The sequence below is a fragment of the Massilia sp. BAP21 genome, assembly GCF_057801335.1.
Genome location: NZ_CM173596.1, coordinates 1,931,150 through 1,952,628, shown reverse-complemented (window position 1 = coordinate 1,952,628; position 21,479 = coordinate 1,931,150). Strand labels below are relative to the sequence as shown.

General features: G+C 66.5%; 26 protein-coding genes. 12 read left to right on the top strand and 14 right to left on the bottom strand.

Annotation, left to right across the window (positions count from 1 at the left end; genetic code table 11):
- Positions 1-18 precede the first annotated feature (18 nt).
- The gene (locus ACWYRN_RS08555; RefSeq protein WP_488692002.1) at positions 19-798 is read left to right on the top strand and encodes a glutaminyl-peptide cyclotransferase; all 780 of its coding nucleotides are present in this window, start codon (positions 19-21) and stop codon (positions 796-798) included.
- Between the two features lie 14 nt (positions 799-812).
- On the opposite strand, the gene ACWYRN_RS08550 is transcribed toward ACWYRN_RS08555, so the two are convergent.
- The 3 genes from ACWYRN_RS08550 to ACWYRN_RS08540 form a co-directional block, all read right to left on the bottom strand.
- A complete protein-coding gene (locus tag ACWYRN_RS08550) occupies positions 813-1,832 on the bottom strand; it encodes a zinc-dependent alcohol dehydrogenase family protein (RefSeq protein ID WP_229436578.1) in 1,020 nt (339 codons plus the stop codon).
- 68 nt (positions 1,833-1,900) lie between these two features.
- Positions 1,901-2,365, bottom strand: coding sequence for a DUF2269 family protein (locus ACWYRN_RS08545; protein ID WP_488692001.1), 465 nt, complete (start codon positions 2,363-2,365; stop codon positions 1,901-1,903).
- Positions 2,366-3,652, bottom strand: coding sequence for an SDR family oxidoreductase (locus tag ACWYRN_RS08540; RefSeq protein WP_488692000.1), 1,287 nt, complete (start codon positions 3,650-3,652; stop codon positions 2,366-2,368).
- Between the two features lie 37 nt (positions 3,653-3,689).
- On the opposite strand from ACWYRN_RS08540, the gene ACWYRN_RS08535 reads away from it, so the two are divergent.
- Together ACWYRN_RS08535 and ACWYRN_RS08530 are read left to right on the top strand one after the other, a co-directional pair.
- Positions 3,690-4,169 carry a hypothetical protein gene (locus ACWYRN_RS08535; RefSeq protein ID WP_488691999.1) on the top strand — a complete coding sequence of 160 codons (480 nt, stop codon included), beginning with the start codon at positions 3,690-3,692 and terminating at the stop codon, positions 4,167-4,169.
- 16 nt (positions 4,170-4,185) lie between these two features.
- Positions 4,186-4,692 (top strand): hypothetical protein, encoded by a 507-nt coding sequence (locus ACWYRN_RS08530; RefSeq protein WP_229436298.1) that lies wholly within the window; start codon positions 4,186-4,188, stop codon positions 4,690-4,692.
- A gap of 143 nt (positions 4,693-4,835) precedes the next feature.
- Here ACWYRN_RS08530 and ACWYRN_RS08525 read toward each other — a convergent pair whose 3' ends face one another.
- Complete coding sequence (locus ACWYRN_RS08525) at positions 4,836-5,780, bottom strand: DUF808 domain-containing protein (RefSeq protein ID WP_229436299.1); 945 nt, start codon at positions 5,778-5,780, stop codon at positions 4,836-4,838.
- A 200-nt stretch (positions 5,781-5,980) separates the two neighbouring features.
- Here ACWYRN_RS08525 and ACWYRN_RS08520 point away from each other — a divergent pair, with 200 nt between their 5' ends.
- The 9 genes from ACWYRN_RS08520 (at position 5,981) to ACWYRN_RS08480 (ending at position 14,767) form a co-directional block, all read left to right on the top strand.
- Positions 5,981-6,214: a BrnA antitoxin family protein gene (locus tag ACWYRN_RS08520; RefSeq protein WP_488691998.1), complete on the top strand. Its 234-nt coding sequence runs from the start codon at positions 5,981-5,983 to the stop codon at positions 6,212-6,214.
- Between the two features lie 197 nt (positions 6,215-6,411).
- On the top strand, positions 6,412-6,696 hold the full coding sequence (locus tag ACWYRN_RS08515; RefSeq protein WP_229436301.1) for an HU family DNA-binding protein: 285 nt from the start codon (positions 6,412-6,414) through the stop codon (positions 6,694-6,696).
- A gap of 94 nt (positions 6,697-6,790) precedes the next feature.
- Entirely contained in the window at positions 6,791-7,432 is a 642-nt protein-coding gene (locus ACWYRN_RS08510; protein ID WP_229436303.1) for a LysE family transporter, read from the top strand.
- 234 nt (positions 7,433-7,666) lie between these two features.
- On the top strand, positions 7,667-9,808 hold the full coding sequence (locus tag ACWYRN_RS08505; protein ID WP_488691997.1) for a DUF6600 domain-containing protein: 2,142 nt from the start codon (positions 7,667-7,669) through the stop codon (positions 9,806-9,808).
- Positions 9,809-9,926: 118 nt separating this feature from the next.
- Positions 9,927-10,193, top strand: coding sequence for a DUF493 family protein (locus ACWYRN_RS08500; RefSeq protein WP_229436307.1), 267 nt, complete (start codon positions 9,927-9,929; stop codon positions 10,191-10,193).
- Between the two features lie 7 nt (positions 10,194-10,200).
- On the top strand, positions 10,201-10,989 hold the full coding sequence (gene lipB, locus ACWYRN_RS08495) for a lipoyl(octanoyl) transferase LipB (protein WP_488692791.1): 789 nt from the start codon (positions 10,201-10,203) through the stop codon (positions 10,987-10,989).
- Positions 10,986-11,993, top strand: a complete 1,008-nt coding sequence (gene lipA, locus ACWYRN_RS08490) for a lipoyl synthase (protein WP_488691996.1) — start codon at positions 10,986-10,988, stop codon at positions 11,991-11,993. The genes lipB and lipA overlap by 4 nt, the downstream gene beginning before the upstream one ends.
- A 228-nt stretch (positions 11,994-12,221) precedes the next feature.
- On the top strand, positions 12,222-14,393 hold the full coding sequence (locus tag ACWYRN_RS08485) for a TonB-dependent receptor (protein WP_488691995.1): 2,172 nt from the start codon (positions 12,222-12,224) through the stop codon (positions 14,391-14,393).
- A gap of 35 nt (positions 14,394-14,428) precedes the next feature.
- Positions 14,429-14,767, top strand: a complete 339-nt coding sequence (locus ACWYRN_RS08480; protein WP_488691994.1) for a hypothetical protein — start codon at positions 14,429-14,431, stop codon at positions 14,765-14,767.
- Between the two features lie 9 nt (positions 14,768-14,776).
- On the opposite strand, the gene ACWYRN_RS08475 is transcribed toward ACWYRN_RS08480, so the two are convergent.
- Genes ACWYRN_RS08475 through ACWYRN_RS08430 form a run of 10 tightly spaced genes read right to left on the bottom strand, consistent with a single transcriptional unit; the run spans position 14,777 to position 21,469 of the window.
- Positions 14,777-16,138, bottom strand: a complete 1,362-nt coding sequence (locus ACWYRN_RS08475; RefSeq protein ID WP_488691993.1) for a type II secretion system protein GspD — start codon at positions 16,136-16,138, stop codon at positions 14,777-14,779.
- On the bottom strand, positions 16,135-16,473 hold the full coding sequence (locus tag ACWYRN_RS08470) for a hypothetical protein (RefSeq protein WP_488691992.1): 339 nt from the start codon (positions 16,471-16,473) through the stop codon (positions 16,135-16,137). Before ACWYRN_RS08470 ends, ACWYRN_RS08475 begins: the two co-directional genes overlap by 4 nt.
- The gene (locus ACWYRN_RS08465) at positions 16,470-17,048 is read right to left on the bottom strand and encodes a GspMb/PilO family protein (RefSeq protein WP_488691991.1); all 579 of its coding nucleotides are present in this window, start codon (positions 17,046-17,048) and stop codon (positions 16,470-16,472) included. The genes ACWYRN_RS08470 and ACWYRN_RS08465 overlap by 4 nt, the downstream gene beginning before the upstream one ends.
- Entirely contained in the window at positions 17,045-17,692 is a 648-nt protein-coding gene (locus ACWYRN_RS08460) for a PilN domain-containing protein (RefSeq protein WP_488691990.1), read from the bottom strand. The genes ACWYRN_RS08465 and ACWYRN_RS08460 overlap by 4 nt, the downstream gene beginning before the upstream one ends.
- Positions 17,685-18,782, bottom strand: a complete 1,098-nt coding sequence (pilM, locus tag ACWYRN_RS08455; RefSeq protein WP_488691989.1) for a pilus assembly protein PilM — start codon at positions 18,780-18,782, stop codon at positions 17,685-17,687. The genes ACWYRN_RS08460 and pilM overlap by 8 nt, the downstream gene beginning before the upstream one ends.
- On the bottom strand, positions 18,779-19,003 hold the full coding sequence (locus tag ACWYRN_RS08450) for a hypothetical protein (protein WP_488691988.1): 225 nt from the start codon (positions 19,001-19,003) through the stop codon (positions 18,779-18,781). The genes pilM and ACWYRN_RS08450 overlap by 4 nt, the downstream gene beginning before the upstream one ends.
- Before the next feature lie 15 nt (positions 19,004-19,018).
- The gene (locus ACWYRN_RS08445) at positions 19,019-19,966 is read right to left on the bottom strand and encodes a DNRLRE domain-containing protein (protein ID WP_488691987.1); all 948 of its coding nucleotides are present in this window, start codon (positions 19,964-19,966) and stop codon (positions 19,019-19,021) included.
- The gene (locus ACWYRN_RS08440; protein ID WP_488691986.1) at positions 19,963-20,442 is read right to left on the bottom strand and encodes a hypothetical protein; all 480 of its coding nucleotides are present in this window, start codon (positions 20,440-20,442) and stop codon (positions 19,963-19,965) included. Before ACWYRN_RS08440 ends, ACWYRN_RS08445 begins: the two co-directional genes overlap by 4 nt.
- Complete coding sequence (locus ACWYRN_RS08435) at positions 20,439-20,879, bottom strand: type IV pilus modification PilV family protein (protein WP_488691985.1); 441 nt, start codon at positions 20,877-20,879, stop codon at positions 20,439-20,441. Before ACWYRN_RS08435 ends, ACWYRN_RS08440 begins: the two co-directional genes overlap by 4 nt.
- On the bottom strand, positions 20,879-21,469 hold the full coding sequence (locus tag ACWYRN_RS08430; protein ID WP_488691984.1) for a prepilin-type N-terminal cleavage/methylation domain-containing protein: 591 nt from the start codon (positions 21,467-21,469) through the stop codon (positions 20,879-20,881). The genes ACWYRN_RS08435 and ACWYRN_RS08430 overlap by 1 nt, the downstream gene beginning before the upstream one ends.
- Between the last annotated feature and the right edge of the window lie 10 nt (positions 21,470-21,479).

Genomic DNA, 21,479 nt, shown 5'->3' with positions numbered 1-21,479 from the left:
AGTCTCATCCGGCCCACCATGCTGAAAACCTCCGCCCTCGCCGCCGTTCTCGTCACCGCAGTCGCCAGCCACGCAGCCCAGGCCGCGATCCCCGTCTACGGCTTCGTTGTGAAGAACACCTACCCGCACGACCCGCAAGCCTTTACCCAGGGCCTGTTCTTCCGCGACGGCCACCTGTACGAGAGCACCGGCTTGAACGGCCGCTCGACGTTGCGCAAGGTCGAACTCAAGACCGGCAAGGTATTGCAGAAGACCGACCTGCCGGCCGAGGTGTTCGGCGAAGGCGCAACGGCATTCGGCGACAACATCTATGGCCTGACCTGGCAATCGAAGTTCGGCTTCGTGTTCGACGCCAGGACCTTCGCCGTGAAGGGCCGCTTTCCTTACGAGGGCGAAGGCTGGGGCCTGGCCAGCGACGCGAAGCACGTCTACATGAGCGACGGCAGCGCCAGCATCCGCGTGCTGGACCCGAAGAACCTGAAGGAAGTGCGGCGCGTGCAGGTGACGGCCGAGGGCAAGCCGATCGCGTCGCTGAACGAGCTGGAAATCGTCGACGGCGAACTGTATGCGAACGTCTGGGGAACGGACGTGATCGCGCGCATCGACCCGGTGTCGGGCAAGGTGGTCGGCTGGGTCGATCTGCGCAACCTGCTGCCGCCCGCGCAGCGCGGCACCACCTCGGTCGACGCCGTTTTGAACGGCATCGCCTGGGATGGCAAGAGTCGCCGGCTGTACGTCACCGGCAAGTTCTGGCCGAAGCTATTCGAGATCGAGCTGGTCCGCTTTGAAGGCAGATGAGAGGCAGATAAAACCTAAGCCGTGACCGCGATGACGACCTTGCCGAAGTGCGAGCCCGATTCCATGTAGCGGTAGGCTTCCTTCGCCTGGTCGAAGGTGAACACGCGGTCTACCACCGGCTTGATGTCGGTGGTGGCGGCAAAGCGCATCACGTCTTCCAGCATCTTGCGGCTGCCGACGAAAATCCCGACCATGCGCTTGGCGCTGGCCAGCAGCGTGGCCGGATTCACCTCGCCGCCAAAGCCCGACACGCCGCCGATGATGGCCACGCTGCCGCCCATCGCCGCCGAGGCCACCGAGCGGTTCACCGTGCCTTGTCCACCGACTTCCAGCACCACCTCGGCGCCGCGCCCGTGGGTCACGCGCAGCACTTCTTCCTGCCACTCCGGCGTGCTGCGGTAGTTGATGGTGTGGTGGGCGCCCAGTTCGCGCGCACGCTGCAGCTTTTCGTCGCTCGAGGAGGTGATGATGGTGCGCAGGCCGGCCGCTTTCGCCAGCTGCAGGCCCAGCACCGACACGCCGCCGGTACCCAGCAGCAGCACGGTGTCGCCCGGCTGGATGGCGTTGCTCGAGACAAAAATCGCATTCCAGGCCGTGACGCCGGCGCAGGGCATGGTCGAGGCCTCCACAAAGCTCAGCTGCGGCGGAATCTTCACCAGCGCGTCTTCGTGCAGGATGACTTCCTCGGCCAGCATGCCGTCGATGTCGCCGCCCAGGGCGTGGCGGATCTTCTCGGGCGCGGTGCGGCCCTCGTGCCAGTGCGGGAAGAAGGAGCCGGCCACGCGGTCGCCCACCTGCAGGCGCGTCACGCCGCTGCCCACGGCCAGCACTTCGCCGGCGCCGTCCGAGCACGGGATGATCGGGTCGTCCACGTTCACCAGGTAATTCCCGCTGGCCACCATCAAATCGCGGTAGTTCAGCGATACCGCATGCACCCGCATCCGTACTTCGCCCGGCGCCAGCTCGCGCTCGGGGTAGTCCACGCACTGCAGTCCGTCGATGTTACTGCCGGGAAGTATCTGGTAAGCCCGCATCTCGTTCTCCATGGTTGGTCATCAAAGGCGCGGTCATTCTACTGCGGACGAACCGCAGGGTTCGTTCGCTACATCGGCTTGGCCACCATCAGCCAGAAGATGACGATGAACGCCGCAAACGCCGGCACGCCCAGCGCCACCCAGGTCTTGAAGTAGCGCCAGTATTGCGGCGGCAAGTCGGTGTCGTTGCGCACCGCTTCGGCGGACAGGTCGCGCAGCCGCATCTGGATCCAGACCACCGGCAGCCAGCAGGCGCCGGCCAGGACGTAGAGGGCGATCGACCATCTGATCCAGGTGCTGTCCAGCGGGTAGCCGGCCAGGTGGATCATGTAGAAGCCGGTGGCCGGCTGGATGACGGCGGTGGTAGCGGTAAAGACCCAGTCGGCGATGACCACGTTGCGCGCGACCACGGCAATCGCCCGCACGTCGCCGCTGATGTTCGCAAACAGCATGTACCAGGCCGAGCCGATGCCGGTGCCGAACAAAAAGGTCGACGACAGGATGTGCAGCCACTTCACGACAACGTAATCCATCTATGTTTCCTCGAGTTCGTACAGCAGCCAGATGGCCGCCAGCATGGGCAGGTTCTTGGTCAGGGGACCGTAGGGATGCAGCAGGAATTCAGGCAGCTTCCACGCTATCACGATCGTGTAGAAGCCGATCAGGCCCAATTGTGCCAGCCACAGGGGGCGCCGCCGCGGCAGGAAAGCGATGCCCAGGCCGAGCAGCAAATCGAAGCCGGCCGCGCCGTACAGCATCAAGGGCTGCAGCGATGGCGGGATGCCGCTGCGCGCCAGCAGTGCGTAGCTGGCCTCGACCGGGTACAGGCCGAAGGAAACGATGGCCGTGGCCAGCCACACCGCCACGATGCTCCAGCGTAGCGCCGGCAGCAGCCAGGCCAGCTTGGCCAGGGTGCGCTCGGCCTGCGGGTCGGTGACGAATTCGCTGATCGGCTTCGGGGCGCGGCCGAGCAGCTGGGTGATGGCCGCCGGGTCGCCGGCATTGCCGCGGTCGAGCATGCGCAGCGCGTCTTCGTCGAGCAGGCCGCCCGGCAGCCAGCGCCCGCATCTGGCCATGGCGCGCGCCGGTACGCCGGGCAGCGGCAGCACGCGCAGGCGGCCCATGCCCATCCCCTTGCGCAGCGCCGCCAGGTAATCGGTAAAGGAGAGTGCCTGCGGCCCGACCAGGGGCACGCGCTGGGCGGTCATGCCTGGAGAAGGCAGTAGCCGCCCGCGCAACAGGCCGAGGATGGCTTCCACCACATCGTCGATGTGTACCGGCTGCACGGGCTGCGGCGCGCTGCCGAAACGCAGCGCGAACGGCAGGCTGGCCAGGGTCTTGAACATGCGCGCGCTGGCCCCGCCTTTGCCATACACGAGCGAGGGCTGGACGATATACGCCTGCAGGGGCAGCGCCGCCAGGACATCGTCGGCCGCCTTCTTGGTCAGGTGATAAGGGGTATTCGCTTCGCTGTCGGCGCCGAGTGCCGACAGTTGGACGACCATCCGCACCTGCGGCGCGTCGGCGCAGGCGGCGAACAGCGCGCGCGGCGTGTCCAGGTGCAGGCGTTCGAATGTCTGGCTGCCGGATTCGCGGAAGATGCCGACCAGGTTGATGACGGCGTCGACGCCAATGAGGCGCGCCGCCCACACGGATTTCTCGGTATCGTGGACGAAGTCGGCCTGCACGTAGCGCAGGTGCGGATCGTCGCTGTGTTTGGGGGTGCGCACCGCGCAGAGCACGTCGTGGCCCTCGCGCAGCAGCGCCGGCAGCAGGTGTTGCCCGATGAAGCCGCTGGCGCCCGTCAGCAAGATCCGCATGCATTTCCTTTCATTCGATTCAGCGAGGACAATGAAGATGGCAGATTGGACTACATCCCTGGAGCGCGGCCTGGTGTCGGGCGCCGCATCCAGCCTGGTATCGACCGCGGCGCTGGTCCTGGTCGGACGTGGCGAAACGGGCAGCGCCTATGCCCCGACCAACGCCGTCAGCCACTGGATCTGGGGCGACGAGGCGGCCGAACACGACGGCTTTTCGCTGAAGTACACCATCACCGGCTACGTCATCCACCACCTCAGCGCCACCTTCTGGTCGGTGCTGTTCGAGCACCTGGCCGGCGAAAAGCTCGACCGCAAGGACCTGCGCGTGACGCTTGCCACCTCGGCCGCCACGTCGGCGCTTGCCTGCTTTGCCGACTACAAGCTCACGCCCCAGCGCCTGCAGCCGGGCTACGAAAAACGCCTGTCGAAGAAATCGCTGGCCGGTGTGTACGCCGCGTTTGCCGTCGGCATGGCGATCGGCGCGATTGTCCTGCGCCGCAACCGCCCACCAGTCTAGAGCAGGCAGGGAAAACGTGCCGCCCTTTGTCTATGTGCTGATGCTGCATGGTGTGCTCGGCTTCATCGACATCATCGTGAACCACGAGCTGCTCGAAAAACTGCCCGCGCGCGGCGATTCCTCGCACGAGGAAGGCCTGCACGCGGTGCGCGAGACCATCTTCGCCTGCCTGTTCGCCTCGCTCGCCTGGTTCGAGTGGCACGGGGTGCTGGTGTGGTGGATCGCCGGGCTGCTGCTGTGCGAAGTGTGCGTCTCGTCCTGGGACGTGATCGTGGAAGGCGACACGCGCGTGCTGCCGGTGTCCGAGCGCGTGCTGCACCTGCTGATGTTCGTGAACCTGGGGATCACCATCACGCTGGTGGCGCATGCGCTGCTCTGGTGGCATGGCGGGCCGGCGCAGCTGGTGCGCGTGGATTACGGATGGGCGAGCTGGGTGCTGACGGCGATGTCGGTGCTGTCGGCGATCTGGGCGGTGCGGGATGGGGTGGCGGCGATGCGCCGGAGGGATGTGGCTGCGGTGTAAAGGCGTTTCGATGGAGAGACGTTGTACCGCGTGGACTCGGGTGCCTGCGCGGCCCGGTCCACCCTACAAAATCGATTCTCGTAGGGTGGACCGCGCAGGCACCTGTGTCCACGCGGTACGGCATTAGAACAATCGAAACACCATTAGTGCGCCGGCACCGCTTTCTTCCCGCGCAGCTTGTTCACCACCGTCACCACCAGCAGCACCAGCGCACCCACGATCACACCCGCCAGCGCATCGATCACGGTCGGCGTGATCGCGCCCAGCACGTTGCCGACGCCCGGCACCGTGGCCATGCGTTCGGCCGATTCCAGCGCGAAGTGGTGCAGCGGTTCCCAGTTGTGGCCGATGATGCCGCCGCCGACCATGAACATGGCGGCGGTGCCGACGATGGTCAGCAGTTTCATCAGGCGCGGGGCGGCGGCCAGCAGCATGCGGCCCAGGCCGCGCGCGAAGCCGCTCGTCTTCTTGCTCAGGTACAGGCCGGCGTCGTCGAGCTTGACGATGCCCGCCACCAGGCCGTACACGCCGATCGTCATCACCAGCGCAATGATCACCAGCACCGCCAGCTGCTGGCTGACCGGCATCTTCGACACTTCGCCCAGCGAAATCACGATGATCTCGGCCGAGAGGATGAAGTCGGTGCGGATCGCGCCCTTGATCTTGTCCTTCTCCACCGCGCACAGGTCGACCTGGCTGGCGGCCAGCGCCGTGGCCAGGCGTTCCTCGTTGGCCGCGTCTTCCTCGGGGCTGTGCAGGAATTTGTGGGCCAGCTTTTCGAAGCCTTCGAAGCAGAGGAAGGCGCCGCCGATCATCAGCAGCGGAATGATGGCCCAGGGAATGAACGCGGAGATCAGCAGCGCGGCCGGCACCAGGATCGCCTTGTTCACCAGCGAACCCTTGGCCACTGCCCACACCACCGGCAGTTCGCGCTCGGCATGCACGCCGCTCACCTGCTGTGCGTTCAGGGCCAGGTCGTCGCCGAGCACGCCGGCGGTTTTCTTCGCCGCCACCTTGCTCATCAGCGTCACATCGTCCAGCACGCTGGCGATATCGTCTAGTAATGCCAGCAAACTGCCTGCAGCCATGAACCTACTCCCAAGATGTCAATATGGCAGCATCTTAACCGAGCGCAGGCCGCGCGGGCACACGGTTCAGCGCGTTTTTCTTGCATTTCAGGCCTGGAAAACTGCAACTCGTCGCTTTCGCCGGTATTTCGTGCAGGGCATACGTATAGTCATCGTCAAAGCTGCGCTACGGCAGCTTCGCCCAGACGAAGGAGACCTCGATGAACCCGACCATGACCCCAGCCGTATCGCAAGCCATGCCCCAGGCCGCCGCGCCGGTGCGCCGCACCCGTCCGCCGAAACGCAAGACCCGCATCACCATCTACCTCGACGACGAGGTGCTCAACGAGTTCCGCACCCTGTCGGAACGCTCGGGCACCGGTTACCAGACGCTGATCAACGCGGCGCTGCGTACCCGCCTGGCGAGCGCCAAGCCGGATGTTGGACTGGTCTGACGTAGCAAGATCATCCTGCGCGACTGGATTGCGGTAACAATCACCGCGTGGACGGGCAACCCGTCCACCCTACTTTCGCAGAACGCCCGTATTTTCAGGCACGCCGGGAAACGCGGCCGTCGCGCACGGCCGTGTGAAAGATTACAGCTGAGAATTTTTTATGCTAATCTTTCCGCTCTTTCAACCCCGGAGGCACCATGAAAAAAGGCGAACTGGTCGCTGAATTTGCCAAGCGTACCGAAATGTCCGGTACCGCGGCCAACAGCGCGGTCAACACCATCATCGAGATCATCACCGAACGTCTGAAAAAAGGCGACACCGTCGGTATCACCGGCTTCGGCACCTTCTCGGTGACCAAGCGCGCAGCCCGCAAAGGCCGCAACCCGGCAACCGGCGAAGTCATCAAGATCGCCGCGTCGAAAACCCCGCGTTTCGCTGCCGGTGCGACCCTGAAGGCCGCCGTCAACCCGCGCAAGAAGTAATCCCGTCTTTCCCACGGCAGGCGCGGCGGCCCACGTCCCCGCGCCGGCTGTGTCAGTATTCCCGTTCTTCCTCTTTTCCCTTCCGAGTTCCTCCATGTCTTTCGCCACCTGGTTTGCCTTCGTCATCGCCGGCACCGTCATCGCCATTTCGCCGGGATCGGGCGCCGTGCTGTCGATGTCGCACGGGCTCGCCTACGGAGTGAAGAAAGCCAGCGCCACTGTGCTCGGCCTGCAGCTGGGCCTGATCATGGTGCTGGCCATCGCCGGCGCCGGCGTCGGCTCGCTGCTGCTGGCCTCGGAAACCGCGTTCACCGTGGTGAAGGTGATCGGCGCGCTGTACCTGATTTATCTCGGCATCTCGCAGATGCGTTCGAAGGCGGAAGCGGGCCCGACGGCCAGCGCCGCCGGCCTGGCCGCCCATCCGCCCTTCAAAAAGCGCGTGCTGACCGGTTTCCTGACCAACGCCACCAATCCGAAGGGCATCATCTTCATGGTCGCGGTGCTGCCGCAATTCATTTCCAAGGATGCGCCGCTGCTGCCGCAATTGCTGATCCTGGGCGTGACCATGGTCACCATCGACAGCCTGGTGATGCACGGCTACGCCTTTCTTGCCTCGTCGATGCAGCGCCTGTTCCGCGATGCGCGTGCGATGCGTATCCAGAACCGGTTCTTCGGCGCAGTGCTGGTCGTCGTCGGTTCGATGCTGTTCTTCGTGAAGCGAGCTGGAGCGAACTAAGCGTTTGGCACAGGCGGTGTATGTTTCGCTCATGCACAAGTTGAAACCGTCTGTAACCCGCGTTGTCCGCGCGTGCCCTCGCGCGTTGTAATCAGGTAGACGCCTTCCGTCCCTAAGAGGATGCGAAAAAATCGCCATGGCTGCGTTGCCTCGTCTCGCCGTACGCTTGTACTGTCTTCGACTCGGCGCCTTGCCCTGACGTTTTTTTCACATCCTCTACCCCTGGAGCCTTCGATGAAACCACGCTTTCTGATGAAAACCGCAGCGCTCCTGGCGCTGGCTGTGTCCTCCACGCTGGCGCTGGCCGACGATCCGCCGGCCCAGGTCGGGCGGATCGCGCTCACCCAGGGCCAGGTCAGCATCAGCGCCGGGCAAGGAGACGCCGCCAGCACCGCCCTGGTCAACTGGCCTGTCACTTCCAGCAATACCGTCACCACGGCGCCGGGCGCACGCACCGAGCTGCGCGTGGGCTCGAGCGCGATCCGCCTCGACGGCGACTCCAGCCTCGACGTGATCCAGCTCGACGACGACAACCTGCGCCTGCGCCTGTACTACGGCAGCGTCAACATCCGCATCGTGAATCCCGAGGTGCTGGGCGGCTTCGAGTTGTCCACGCCCCAGGGCCGGGTGCTGATGCAGGAAGCGGGCCGCCTGCGCGTGGACGCCGAACTGGCCGCCGACACCAGCAGCATCAACGTGTTCGACGGCGTGGCCATCGTCGAAGGCGGCGGCGAGCGCCTGACCGTGCGCGCCGGGCGCCGCGCCGACATCACCGGACCCGACCTGCGCACCGCCCAGGCCGTGCGCGATGCCTTCGACGACTGGGCGCTGGAGCGCGACCGCCAGGCCGACTCGGCCCTCGCCACGCGCTACATCCCGCGCGAAATGACGGGCTATGAAGACCTCGACCGCTATGGCAGCTGGAGCAACGACAGCGAATACGGCACGCTCTGGATACCTTCGGTGTCGTCGACCTGGGTGCCCTACCGCGACGGGCGCTGGACCTGGATCGCTCCCTGGGGCTGGACCTGGGTCGACAATGCGCCCTGGGGCTATGCGCCCTTCCACTATGGCCGCTGGGTGCAGGTGAACCGGCGCTGGGCCTGGGCGCCTGGCCACCACGAGCGCCGCCCGGTGTGGGCACCGGCCCTGGTCGGCTGGGTCGGCGGCGCCGGCTGGAACCTGAATTTCAATTCGCGTCCCTCGGCCGGGCAAGGCTGGTATCCGCTGGCGCCGCACGAGCGCTTCGTGCCCGGCTACCGGCTGTCCGACGACCATCTGCGGCGCCTGGCCTGGCAAGCCGCGCGCGGGCGCGACGCCAGGCCGGATGGCAAACATGATGGCAAGAAGCGCGACTACCGGCGCGAGGGCCTGACCGTGGTGCCGCAGGACCGCTTCAGCGGGCGCCGCGAAGTGGTGGTGCCGCGCGAGCCGCGCGCCACGCCGCCGGCCAACTGGGCGCGCGCGCCGGTGGCGCTGCCGCCGACGCCGCCGGTGAAGTTCGGCAGCATCGGCCAGGGCGCGAACGTGCGCGATGCGGCGCGCGCCGTTGCCGAGGATGCCGCGCGCGCCGCCGGCCGTAACGATGGACGTGGCGATGGACGCGGCAATGAGCGCCGCGACTGGAACCGCGACGGGCGTCCTGATGCGCGTCCGGATGGGCGTCCCGACTATGCCGGGCGCGGCAGCCAGCCAGCCGCCGTTCCGGCAAGCCCGGCAGTGTCGGCGGCGCCGGCCGCGAGCCCCCTGCCGGCGGCGCCCCAGGCGGCCGTGATCGGCAGCAGCGTGCCCGTGATTGTCGGCGGTGGCCGCGAGCGCGACCGCGACGACCGTGTGTACCAGGATTTGCGTGCCCGGTCCGAGGACGGACGCCGCAACCGCTACCAGCAGCGCGCCGAAAACGAGGTCCAGGTCCCGCGTTCGGCCGTGCCGGTACTCAGCGGCCAGCCGGCGCCGGTGATGAGCGCCCAGCCTGCGCCGCAGCGCAACTGGTCGCGCGATGTGCAGCGCGATGCGCAAAGGGACGCGCAGAGAGATGCACAGCGCGAGGTGCAGCGGGAAGCGCAAAGGGACGCAGCGCGCGATGTCCACAGGGAGTCGCCGCGCTTCGGCAGCGCCGGCGCCATGGAAGCGGCGGCGGCTGCCGCAGCGGCGCGTGCCCAGCAGCAGGCGCGTCCGGTGCCGGCCGCCATCTCCGCACCCCCGCCGCGCGCCATGCCTTCGCCTCCGCCAGCTCCGGCCCCGGCCATCGCGGCGCCTGCGCCCTCTCCGGCGCCGTCGGCGGCTCCGGAACGCCGTCACGCACCCGCGGCCCAGCCAAGGAATGCCGACGATGGCGGCGGCCGCCGCGGCCCCGCACGCCAGATGGAGCGTTGAACCATCCGGGCCGGCCCGCGTGCCGGCCTTTTTTCGCCTGCGCCAGTGCAATCGCGGCGGGAACGATACGCCGCCTGCGCGCTTTGGCTACAATGTGCTTTTGCACAGGAATTGAACAATGGACCCGAAAGAATCCCTCATCGAATACCCGAGCGACTTCCCGATCAAGGTAATGGGCCCGACGCACGACGCCTTTGCCGCCACCATCGTCGAAGTGGTCACCGGTTTCGACCCGACCTTCCACCACGGCCGCATGGAAGTGCGTCCTTCCGGCAAGGGCAACTACACCGGCCTGACCTGCATCGTGCGCGCCACCAGCCGCGAGCAGCTCGACGACATCTACCGCACCCTGTCGTCGCACCCGATGGTCAAGATCGTTCTGTAACGAAACACTGTCCGAGGCCCCGGCAATGCCGGGGGCACTGGCATATAATGTCGGGGCTGTCACCATCCCTGACCAGACTCCCATGCAACCGACCCGCCCCGCCAGCCCGCTCATCCGCGAGCTCGGCCGCGCCGACTACGAACCGACCTTTGCCGCCATGCGCGCGTTCACCGATGCGCGCACGCCCGACACGCCCGACGAGTTGTGGATCGTCGAGCACCCGCCGGTGTTCACCCTGGGCCTGGGCGCCGACCGCGCGCACCTGCTGGCCGGACCAGGCGTCCCGGCGCACGACATTCCCGTGGTGCAGACCGACCGCGGCGGCGAAGTCACCTACCACGGCCCCGGCCAGGTCGTGATCTACCTGCTGATGGACCTGCGCCGCAACAAGCCGGGTGGTAAATTGTATGCCCGACAATTTGTGGCAAAAATCGAACAGGCGGTCATCGAGGTGCTGGCGGCGTATAATCTCGGGGGCGAACGCGTGGCCGGCGCGCCCGGCATCTATATCGCGCAAGGCCCGCGCCGCGGCGCCAAGATCGCCGCCCTCGGCCTGAAAGTGCGCGGCAACGGCTGCACCTACCACGGCGTCTCGCTGAACGTGGCGATGGACTTGGCGCCGTTCTCGTGGATCAACCCCTGCGGCTACTCGGGCCTGGCCACCGTCGACATGCGCACCATGGGCGTCGAGGCGCCCCTCGCCGACGTGCAGCAAGCCCTGGCGCGCGAACTGGTACGCCAGCTGGCCGCCGATCCTGCCGAACCGAACAATTCAATTGAGCCCCTGCGGGCATGAGCGACATGACTACCGAAACCGATACCGTCCTGAATCCTGCCAGCACTCCCGCCTACAACGCCAGCGACAAGCAGAAGGGCGCCAGCAAGACTTCGCGCATCCCGATCAAGATCGTGCCGATCGCCGAGGCCGAGCGCTTGAAGAAGCCGGACTGGATCCGCGTCAAGGCCGCCACCGCCTCCTCGCGTTTCTACGAAATCAAGGACATCCTGCGCGCGAACAACCTGGTCACCGTCTGCGAGGAAGCCAGCTGCCCGAACATCGGCGAATGCTTCGGCAAGGGCACGGCCACCTTCATGATCATGGGCGACAAGTGCACGCGCCGCTGCCCGTTCTGCGACGTCGGCCACGGCCGTCCTGATCCGCTGGACGTGAACGAGCCGGGCAACCTGGCCAAGACCATCGCCGACCTGCGTTTGTCGTACGTCGTGATCACCTCGGTCGACCGCGACGACCTGCGCGACGGCGGCGCCGGCCACTTCGTCGAGTGCATCACCAAGACGCGCGCCTTGTCGCCGAATACCAAGATCGAAGTGCTGGTGCCGGACTTCCGCGGCCGCCTGGAAAAGGCGCTGAACATCTTCGCCGACGGCTTGCCGGACGTGATGAACCACAACCTGGAAACCGTGCCGCGCCTGTACAAGGAAGCGCGCCCGGGCGCCGACTACAAGCATTCGCTGGTGCTGCTGCGCGACTTCAAGAAGATGTATCCGAACGCCGTCACCAAGTCGGGCATCATGGTCGGCCTGGGCGAAACCGACGAGGAAATCCTGCAAGTAATGCGCGACATGCGCGAGCACGACATCGACATGTTGACCATCGGCCAGTACCTGGCGCCGTCGAACTCGCACCTCCCGGTGCGCCGCTACGTGCACCCGGACCAATTTAAAAAGTTCGAGGAAGCGGCCTACGAAATGGGCTTCGTGCATGCGGCGGTCGGCGCGATGGTACGCTCGTCGTACCACGCGGACCAGCAGGCGCATAATGCAGGTGTGGCGGCGTAACCGTATTTCGTAAGCGAGCCTGAAGTAAGCCGGGTCCTGATTCATCGGGGCCCGGCTTTTTTATTTGCCTGGACAGGTACCCGCACCATGCAGGGCTGTTGAAGCCGCGCTTCATTGAAACTGGAAATACCCGATATGAATTGACGGAAAGACACATTACTCATAATGTTTCTTTCCTTAAATACTCATCCGCGGAGCGAAATGATCTGTCGCTTTTTGCAGTAATCGATGCGTACGCGTTTTCATCTGTTGCTGATGTGCGTTGCCGCACCAGCGTTGGCCGATCCGGAAACACCTGCACCCTTGCCGCAGCAGGTCATCGTGAATGGCGCCCGCACCGACGTCGAGGCCAGCCGCGATTTCGTCGCAGGTAAAATCATTATCGGGCGCCAGCGCGTAGCCGATAGCGGCCTGCAGAATACCGGTGAATTGCTGCGCCGCGAACCTGCCGTCAGCATCGGCAAAGACGGCCGCCTCGGCCTGCTCGGCATGCCCGGTTATACCCAGGTCCTGGTTGACGGCCTGCCTTTTCAAGGCGATCCGCTCTCTATCGATCTCGTCCATATCGAACGGATCGAGATCATCAAGTCGACCACCGCGGCGACAGGTCCGATCAGCATTGCCGGCACCATCAACATCATCAGGCGAAAAATCGAGCGCAAGGCATCTACCCAGTTGCGCCTGGGGGCGAATGCAATGGACGGGCATGCGGGCGGCGACCTGTCCTGGTCGAGTAACCAGCTCGCGTCCGACACTCCGCTGAGCTACAACCTGATGCTGTCGGCCAGCCGCAAGCCGACGCCTGGCCGTACACGCTATCGACAACTACAGGGCGCGGACGGCGCCCCTGCGCAAGGCGAATTCGAGGGCGATCTCGCCTCATCGAGCGACTTCCGGATGCTGACGGCCAGTGGCCAGTTCATGTGGACCATCGACGCGAACCACAAGCTGAGCTTCAGTCCGGATGCCGGAAAGGTGGTCATTGCCGACAGCAGTACGGAGCAGCGCCGCTGGCCCGGCATGCGCAGCCTGGCGGTAGAACAGCTGAACGACCAGCCGATGCGCAGTTATTCGCTGCCGGTGCGCTGGAACTGGCAAGTCGACGAGGACAGCAGCGTCACCTTGCAACTGAGTATGAGTCGCACCCGCCTGGATACCGATTTCTCCCGCATCGATACCCCGTCGGACGGGCTTGGACTGCGGCGCAGGAACGGCATGGCGCAGGACCAGAAGAATTATCATCTCAACCTGGACCTGAATACCGAGACGAACAGCGGTCATGTCATCTCGGCCGGTGTGAAACTGGTACGCAACGATGCGCACAGGCGTTATGCCGACCTCGTCAATGGCTTGCCGGATCCCAGTCTGGCCGTCTTTGGCCGCGAAAACGCGGCGCAGATGGAGAGCGCCCAGCTCTTCATCCAGGACGAATGGCGGATCGACAGGGGCCTGGCCATGAACCTGGGCTCCTCGGCTGAAAATCGCCGCTACAGCTTCAACGAGGGACCGGTCGATAATCGGGCGCGCTTCACGATGTGGTCGCCATCGGTGCACCTGTCGAAGAAAATCAAGGGTGACAACAAGCGGCAACTGCGCGTTTCGCTGGCCCGCAGTTTCCAGGCGCCAGGTATCGACCAGATGCTGGTCCATCCGTGGATCAATCCGTTTGCTCCATGCGGCGGCGCGGCCCTGTGCGGCGCCAATGGCATCGAGGATGCCGACAGTGCCGGCAACCCGTATCTCCGGCCCGAACGCGCGCTTGGCCTGAATTTGTCGTACACGCATGGCCTCGGCGCAGACAGCGAGCTGGTTGCGGAACTCTATTCGCGCGACATTCAGGACAAGATCGGACGCGAGCTGGTGCTGGAAAACGTGGCATGGGCGAATACCCCGCGCTATTTGTCGCGTCCGGCCAATCTGGGAAAAGCGACGGTGCGCGGCGTGAACCTGGAAGGCCGCTGGACCGTCCGGAATACCTGGAAGGGTGCGCCGAACGTGCAACTTTACGGCAGCCTGGGCTTCGCGCGTTCGGCATTGAGCGAACTGTCCGGTCCCGATAACCGCGTCGCCGGACAAACTCCCTGGCGTGCGAAATTCGGCGGCACCTATACCCTGGCGGCCACACCGTTGAAGCTGGGTCTTGACGCCAATCTGCTGCCTGCCGACTGGGTGCGCAGCAATCTGCGCGAGCGCCTCTACCAGGACAGCAGGTTCACGCTGAATGCCAACGCCAACTGGAAAATCAACGCCGACGCGCGTATCACGCTCAACCTGGACAACCTTTTCCCGCAGACGAATCGGCGTATCGACGAGTACATGGGTTCGTCCACGTTCGTACAACGGCTGACCGACAGCGACCATCACGCACGTTTTACGGTCCGCTTCGAAACAAAATTATGAAGGGGACGTCGTCCGGAACCCGATTGCAAACCGCCATGAAGACTTTGCATATGAAGAAAAACCTTTTCCTCTTTTTGTTGGCAAGCACGCTGTCTTCACTGTCCTTTCACGCGGCTGCGCAACTGAAACCGACCACGAAACAGGAGTGCAATCGCCGCTGCAATTCCAGCGACAGCAAAGTCGATTTTCCTGCGCTTCCCGTCACTATCAAACACAAGGAACGACTGCTGCGCATCCACGAGGCGCGCAAGAACGAAACCGATCCGGAAAAGCTGAGGCCCCTGGACAAGGCCGAAGAGGAAGAAATGGATATCCGCAAGGATGATCGCGAGCAGATGTGCCGGTCGATGTGCCGGCACAATCCCGAGGAATAAGCGGTTGTATTACCGGGCCTTCAGCTTTGCCGGCCCCTGGAACGCACCCTGGATCTCGCCTTCGGCTTGCTGCACCCGTTCGATTTCCTGCACATCGGCGCCGCCTGGCCGGGTCGGCACGATGCGCGGCGTGATCAGGACGATGGTCTCGGTCGAGGTGCCGGAGTGCTCGTTGTTCGAGAACAGCTTGCCGACCACGGGCACGTCGCCCAGCAGCGGCACGCCGATGCGGCGCTGGCCCGCGGTCGCCTTGATCAGGCCGCCGATCAGGATGGATTGCCCGTTGTCGGCCACCAGCTGGGTGTTCACCTCGGTGGTCTTCTTCGACGGGATGCCGCCCAGCAGGGTGCCCGAGCTGACTTCGGGCCGCACGCGCAGGGCGATGCGGCCATCGGCGTCGACCGAGGGCGTCACGCGCAGGATCACGCCGGTCTCCAGGAACTCGATGGTTTCGCTGGTGACGTTGTTGATGGTGGTGGTCACGCGGTAGCCCAGCTTGTCGCCGATATTCGTCGTCGCCTCCTGGTTTTCCAGGGTCAGCAGCTTCGGCGTGGCCAGGGTGCGTACCCGGCCCTTGTTGTTCAGCGCGTTGAGGAAGACGTCGACGTTATTGTTCACGAAGTTGAACACCAGGCCGGGCGTGGTGCGCTCGAGCAGGCGGCTGGTGCCGATGCGGTTCACGCCGTCGCCGCTGAAGACCTTGTTCCACTCGATGCCGAAGTTCTCGTTTTCGTCGAGCGTGATCTCGAGGATCTTCGCCTCGATCATGATCTGCTGCGGCTGGGTGTCGATCTCGCGCAGCAGCGCCACGATGCGCGCCATGCCTTCCGGCGTGTCTTCCACCACCAGCGTGCGCCGCGAGGGCAGCACCGTCACCTTGCCGCCGCGGCTGACGTGCTTGGACAGGATGTCGGCCACCAGCTGCGGCTCCGAATACAGCACCTTCAGGGCGCGCACTTCCATGTTGGCGGAGACCGGCGCGCCGGCCGCGGCGCCGTCGGCCGGGTTCACGATCATGTAGCCGTTCTCGCGCGTCAGCACCTGGTAACCGCCCGCCTCGGCGATCGCGAAGATCGCCTGGCGCGGTGTCATGTCGTACAGGCTGACGGCCACGTTGCCGGTAACGCCCTTGCCGAGCATGATGTTGACGCGCTCGTGGCGCGAGATCATCTCGAACAGCTCGGCAATCGGGGTGTCGCGGAACACGAAGGAGGTCGGCGCGCCGAGCGGCGCCACCGTCGACGAGACCGCGGTAGCCGGCTGGGGCGGCGTTTGTGCCGGCGTGCGTTGCGGCGCGGCGTGCGCGGGGTTCAAAGCCAGGGCGGCGGCGCCGAGCAGAACGGCCATGCCTGTGTGTGTAATGTGCTTCATTTGCGGCTCTCGTCCAGCAGCAGGACGCTGGTCACGCCACGCTTTTTCAGCGTGACGCCGCGTTCCTCCACCTTGATCAGTTGATAGTCGCCGAACCACTCGCCGCTGGCGAGGATCTGGCCATTGATGTTTGCCAGCGCGCGGCCGGGCGTGACCATCACGGCACGCAGCCGGGGCGCTGGCGGCGGCGCGGGTTCCTGCGCCGGCTCGGCGGCGGCCGGCGCCTGTGCCGCCCGTGCCGGGCGTGCGAATGGATCGCGGGGCGGTTGGGCTTGCGCCACATCCTGCAACGGCGGCAGGCAGGCGATGGCGATCACGAAGAGGAAGCGCTTCATGGCGCGGTCTCCTGGGTCTGGTACGCCGCGATGCGGATGCGGATGGTCACCTGGCCGGGCGCGGTGCCGGTGCGCATGTCGAAGCCGGCGATCGACAGGTTAGGCTGCGAACGCTCGATCGCGTTCATCCAGGCCAGCAGCGACGCATACGGGCCGCTGGCATCGATGTCGAAGCCCAGGCGCACGAAAGCCAGCGCCATCTCGTCGGGCGCCGGCGCGACGCCGTGCACGGTCACGCCCTGTTCGCGCGCCAGCGCGCCGAGGCTGCCGACCAGGCGCACCTGGGCTTGGGCCGACGCTTGTGTCGATGCCGGACCTGGTCCGGCGCCCAGCCGTTTTTCCAGTTCCCGGCTGTCGGCGGCGAGTGCGGCCAGCTGGGCCGCGAGCAGGCGCGGGTCGCCGGCCGCCTGCGCCAGCTGCGCCTGTTCGGCGCGTACCGCACGCAGGGCCGTCAGCGGCGCGCGCAGCGCATGGAACCAGAGCGCGGCGCCGGCGATCAGCAGCAGGCCGGCGCCGGCCAGGTGCAGCTGGCGCGCCGGCAGCGCGGCGGCCTTGCGGATCCAGTCGGGATTCATGGCGCCTCCTGGCGTTTGACGAGCGATGCGGAAGCGCTGAAGCCGACGGCGCCGCCCTCTTCTTCCGCGGCGGTGCTGCTGTTCAGGAAGCGCACTTCGGACAGCGCCGGGTCGGCGGCCAGGGCGGCGAGGAAGGCCGTCATCGCCGCGTCGTCGAGCGCGCCGCCGGTGATCTCGACCTGGGTGCCGAGGCGCCAGGCCTGGGGTGTGCCGTTCTGCAGCGCGCGTGCCTGCACCGTCCCCGGCGGCAGCGGCGACGGCGGCGCCTGCAGGGTTTCCTGGGTGCGCGCCAGGCGCAGGGTCTGGAACCAGACCCGCTCGTTCAGGGCGTGGTCGAGCACCTTTGCCAGCGCCGCCACTTCGCCGGTGCCGCGCAGGCCGGCCAGCGCATCCAGGTTCTCGGCCAGCGCATCCTTGCGTGCCTGCGCACCCGTGAGCTGGGTGCGCATGGCGTTGGCCTGCAGCGAAGCGGCGCGTTCCTGCTCCAGGCGCGGCGTCTCCACCGCCAGGCGCCAGTGCAAGAAGGCGCTGGCGCCGCCGCCCACGAGCAGCAGCGCCGCCAGCGCCGCACCATAGGCGGCCAGGGTGCGGCGCACGCGCAGGCCTTCGCGCCAGCTGCGCGGGATCATGTCGATATCAGCCACGGGCGCCTCCCCGCAGCGCCAGGCCGGCGGCCAGGGCGATGGCGTGCGCCTCGCCCACCGCGGCGCCCGGCGCGCCATGGAAAGCCTTGAACGGATCGAGCAGCTCGACCGGCAGGCGCACCAGTTCGCCGATGCGCTCGCCAATGTGGCGGTAGCGCGCCACGCTGCCGTTCAGGTAGACGCGGCTGATGCTGCTGCCGCGCGTGCGCGACGCCACGTACACCTGGGTGCGCACCAGCTCCTCGGCCAGCGCCGCGAATTCCTGGTACAGGATCTCGCGCACGGTGCGGCCGATGTCGGGCTGGGCGCCGCCGCCCTGGGGAGAGCCGGCCGGCGTGCCGATGCCGTGCTCGCGCAGCAGCGCCAGCGCCACTTCGTTGTCCAGCCCCAGCGCGCGCGCCAGGCGCTCGACCAGCTGCTGCTCGCCGAAGTCGATCTCGCGGTCCAGCATCAGGCGCCGGCCCCAGATCACGGTCAGATAGCTCTTGCTGGCGCCGAAGTTAATCAGGAGGACCGACTGGTCGAAGTCTTCCTGCATCGCCGCCAGCAGGCGCGCGATCGCGGCCGGGCCGATGTCGAGCGCCACCGGCTCCAGGCCGGCGCCGCGCAGGGTGTCCAGGTAGGCCAGCACGTTCTTCGACGCCGCCACCGCCGCCAGCACCTGGCGTTCCGATCCCGCCGCCTCCACGCTGCGCACCTGGTAGTAATCGACCACCGATTCGGCGGCGGCCGCACCGAGCTGCTCGCGCACGGCCTTGGCCACCGCCTGCCCTTCGTTCTGCCCGTTCTGCACGTGCACCGTCAGCGGCAGGATGCGCACTTCGCTCGGCGCCAGCACCGACACCACGCGCCGTCCGGCGAAAGGTGCGGCGTGCAGGGCGTCGCGCACGAAGCGCTTCAGGCGCGGCGCATCGGCCAGCAGCTGCGCACGCTCCACCGGGTAGGGCAGCGAGACGGCTGCGCGCACGCCTGGTCCTGCCGGCGACGGCATGGCCTGCAGCAGGTTCAGGCGCTGGGCCGCGAAGTCGAGCCCGATTGGTGCCGGCGCCGCGGCGCCGCGCTCCTTCAGCGATGCGAGCCAGGCCTTCATGCGGTGCCGCTTTCCATGCTGCCGCGGATCGCGGTGCCGCCGGTGGTTGCCGCCGCCACGCGCAGGAGCAGCAGGGCGACCAGGCCGAGCAGGGCCACGCCGCGCCGGGTTTCGTGGGTGATGACGGGAGCGGCATGAGCGCGCAGCTCCGGCGCCCCGATATCGCGGCAGGACCAGGCGCTGGCGACGTTGCCGGCGAGGTTAAAGGCAGGTGTATTCATGGCCAGTGGTGTGGATCAGGTACAGCGCTTGTAATAGCGCAGGGACAGTTCGGGCTTGTTCGAACCGTCGAAGCTGATGAAAGGGACGTTCGACAGCGCGGTCGGTTTCAGTAGCAGGCCGTAGTTGGTCCTGGCATTGCTGGCCCAGCCCTGCACCAGGGTATCGATGCGCAAGGTGTAGGTGCCGTTGTAGGCGCCGCTGCCCGGGTCGATGACGACGCTGGCGGCCGGCGTTTCCACGTAGTCGCCGCCCAGGGTCGTCCAGGGCGTGGCATCGCCGCGCGGGCTGGTCCAGCTTGCGTTCTTGTTCCACTCGCGGGTGAGGCGGTGCACGGACAGCAGGCGGCCCGGCTGGCTGTTGTTGCCCGATTTCTTGGTGAGTTTCAGGTCGGCCTGGATGATCGAGCTGCGGTCCGGATCGCCGGGCAGCTTGAACAGGATCAGCGGGTGGGCCGTACCTTCGGTGGCGGTGAGCGTATCGGAGTTCACCAGGTTGGCCGTGCCGTTCTTGACGATCGTCGTGTCTTCTTCGCCTTTGCCGATGAGAGTCGCAGCCCGCACTTCGTCCAGGTCGTAGAGCTGCATGGCGCGCGTGACGGTCGTCATCGTCTTCTTGCCGTTGGCGCCGACGGGAACGCGGTCGCTGGTGGCGGTGAGGGTGACGGTGAGGATGCCGCGGCTCTCCTTGGCGCTGGCGACGGTGACGCTGCCGCCGGGCAGCCGCAGGGTGCCGAGTTCGGCTTCGTCCTCGTCGCAGTCGTCCTTCGAGGCGCGCCACTTGGCGACTTCCAGGCCGCTGGCGGCCAGGTAGCGCGTTACCTCGATGTCGTACTGGTCGTCGACGGCGGAGACCTGCATGCTGCCTTCGCGCGCCATCGTGTATGCGAGGATGCCGACCACGGCAAGTGTGAGCGCCACGGGCAGCAGCAGGATGCCGCGCTGGCTGGCGGTGCGGACGCTCACAGCGCAGACCCCAGGCGCACGCTGGCCGTGGCGGTCGCCGTGGCGACGGTCCCGGTGTTGCGCGTCAGGCTCAGGCTGACCTTGACCAGCGGCTGGCCGGATTCCGGGACCGTTGCGGCAAGGCTGAAGTCGCTCACCGATTCGGCCAGCACGTAGCTGTCCTTGCCCTGCTGCTCGACCAGCATGCCGTCGGCGGTGACGCTGTAGACGGCGGGTTTCAGCCAGTCCCTGGCCGGTTTGTCTGCCAGGTCGGGTGGCACGGCGGTGTTGCGGATGCTCGCGGCGATCCGTTCGAGGGCGAAGTCGGCTTCGCGTTCGAGGGCGACCTGGTCCTCGGCCACGCGCGCGCTGGCGCCGGCGCTTTGCAGTATCGGCGCCAGCGGCGCCAGTACCAGCGCGCCGATGGCCAGCCCGAGCAGCAGCTCGGTCAGGCTCAGGCCCCCGGTGCGGATGCGCAGCAGGCGGCCTGCCTTCATCGCGCCACCATCGTCGTGAAGGAATAGCCCTTGTCCGCGCTCAGGGCAATGTACAGCATGGCCGACTCGCGCCGGTTCTGGGCGCTGCCCGAGCTCAGGAACACGGTGGTCGAGCCGGTCTGCTCGCACAGCGAAATGGCGAGCCGGCGGTTGACGCCGGCGCAGGAAGCGTCTTCCGGCAGCACGTAGCTGGCCGCATTGTCCTGGGATGCCGCCAGCCACAGCGTCTGGTAGGGTTCGGCCAGCACGGCTTCCATCGTGTTCTTCAGGCAGCGCAGTTCGCGCGCCTTGTCGGCGCCGGCGCTCGATACCGACAGGCCGTTGCGGATGGCCTCCATCATCGGCACGGCGCAGATCGCCAGCAGCAGCACGGCGACCATGACTTCCACGAACGAGAAGCCGGCATCATGCGCGCGCACGGTGACAAACCGGCCCATCACAGGCTCACCCGCCCGGTGACCGGCGCCACCCGCACCACGCGTTCGACGTTCCCGTAGCGGACCGTGATCTGCGCGTCTTCCTTCAGCTGCGAGATTTCCTTCGTACCCAGGACGATGCCGATCGGCAGGCCCAGGAACTTGGATGGAGCGACGTCGACCGGTGCGCCATCCGGGCCGAAGATCGTGCCGTTCGTCACGGCGTTGCTCTGGTAGCGGAACAGCGCGCCGACGATGCGCGCGCGCGGCATGCCGTCGTCGGCGAAGTTGATCTGGTAGTCGCGCTTGTCGACGGGGTGGGTGACGGTGATGCTGCCGCTGCCGGACGGCGCCGGGCGCTGGATGCGCAGCACCTGGCTGGCGGGATCGATGCTGATGGTGTGGTAGATGCCGGTGCGGACCGCCTCGCGCTGGGCAAAGCGGACGGCGCGGGCGATTTCGCCGGCGGCGGCGTCGGCGGCCAGCGCCGATTGCGGATCGGCCTTGGGAATGGCAATCGCGGCGGCGACTGCGACGATGGCGACGACGGTCACCATCTCGGCCAGCGTGAAGCCCGCCTGGCCCCGAAGAGCGTTCAGTGCGAGCTTCACGGGGATGGGT

Coding starts and splice junctions, on each gene's coding strand:
- ACWYRN_RS08470 (WP_488691992.1), bottom strand. CDS start 16,473: ATGAAGCGCTTCCTCTTCGTGATCGCCATCGCCTGCCTGCCGCCGTTG.
- ACWYRN_RS08440 (WP_488691986.1), bottom strand. CDS start 20,442: ATGAAGGCAGGCCGCCTGCTGCGCATCCGCACCGGGGGCCTGAGCCTG.
- lipA (WP_488691996.1), top strand. CDS start 10,986: ATGAGCGACATGACTACCGAAACCGATACCGTCCTGAATCCTGCCAGC.
- ACWYRN_RS08500 (WP_229436307.1), top strand. CDS start 9,927: ATGGACCCGAAAGAATCCCTCATCGAATACCCGAGCGACTTCCCGATC.
- ACWYRN_RS08520 (WP_488691998.1), top strand. CDS start 5,981: ATGAACCCGACCATGACCCCAGCCGTATCGCAAGCCATGCCCCAGGCC.
- ACWYRN_RS08550 (WP_229436578.1), bottom strand. CDS start 1,832: ATGCGGGCTTACCAGATACTTCCCGGCAGTAACATCGACGGACTGCAG.
- ACWYRN_RS08525 (WP_229436299.1), bottom strand. CDS start 5,780: ATGGCTGCAGGCAGTTTGCTGGCATTACTAGACGATATCGCCAGCGTG.
- ACWYRN_RS08435 (WP_488691985.1), bottom strand. CDS start 20,879: ATGGGCCGGTTTGTCACCGTGCGCGCGCATGATGCCGGCTTCTCGTTC.
- ACWYRN_RS08485 (WP_488691995.1), top strand. CDS start 12,222: ATGCGTACGCGTTTTCATCTGTTGCTGATGTGCGTTGCCGCACCAGCG.
- ACWYRN_RS08515 (WP_229436301.1), top strand. CDS start 6,412: ATGAAAAAAGGCGAACTGGTCGCTGAATTTGCCAAGCGTACCGAAATG.
- ACWYRN_RS08450 (WP_488691988.1), bottom strand. CDS start 19,003: ATGAATACACCTGCCTTTAACCTCGCCGGCAACGTCGCCAGCGCCTGG.
- ACWYRN_RS08540 (WP_488692000.1), bottom strand. CDS start 3,652: ATGCGGATCTTGCTGACGGGCGCCAGCGGCTTCATCGGGCAACACCTG.
- ACWYRN_RS08465 (WP_488691991.1), bottom strand. CDS start 17,048: ATGAATCCCGACTGGATCCGCAAGGCCGCCGCGCTGCCGGCGCGCCAG.
- ACWYRN_RS08545 (WP_488692001.1), bottom strand. CDS start 2,365: ATGGATTACGTTGTCGTGAAGTGGCTGCACATCCTGTCGTCGACCTTT.
- ACWYRN_RS08475 (WP_488691993.1), bottom strand. CDS start 16,138: ATGAAGCACATTACACACACAGGCATGGCCGTTCTGCTCGGCGCCGCC.
- ACWYRN_RS08505 (WP_488691997.1), top strand. CDS start 7,667: ATGAAACCACGCTTTCTGATGAAAACCGCAGCGCTCCTGGCGCTGGCT.
- ACWYRN_RS08480 (WP_488691994.1), top strand. CDS start 14,429: ATGAAGACTTTGCATATGAAGAAAAACCTTTTCCTCTTTTTGTTGGCA.
- ACWYRN_RS08510 (WP_229436303.1), top strand. CDS start 6,791: ATGTCTTTCGCCACCTGGTTTGCCTTCGTCATCGCCGGCACCGTCATC.
- ACWYRN_RS08535 (WP_488691999.1), top strand. CDS start 3,690: ATGGCAGATTGGACTACATCCCTGGAGCGCGGCCTGGTGTCGGGCGCC.
- ACWYRN_RS08555 (WP_488692002.1), top strand. CDS start 19: ATGCTGAAAACCTCCGCCCTCGCCGCCGTTCTCGTCACCGCAGTCGCC.
- pilM (WP_488691989.1), bottom strand. CDS start 18,782: ATGAAGGCCTGGCTCGCATCGCTGAAGGAGCGCGGCGCCGCGGCGCCG.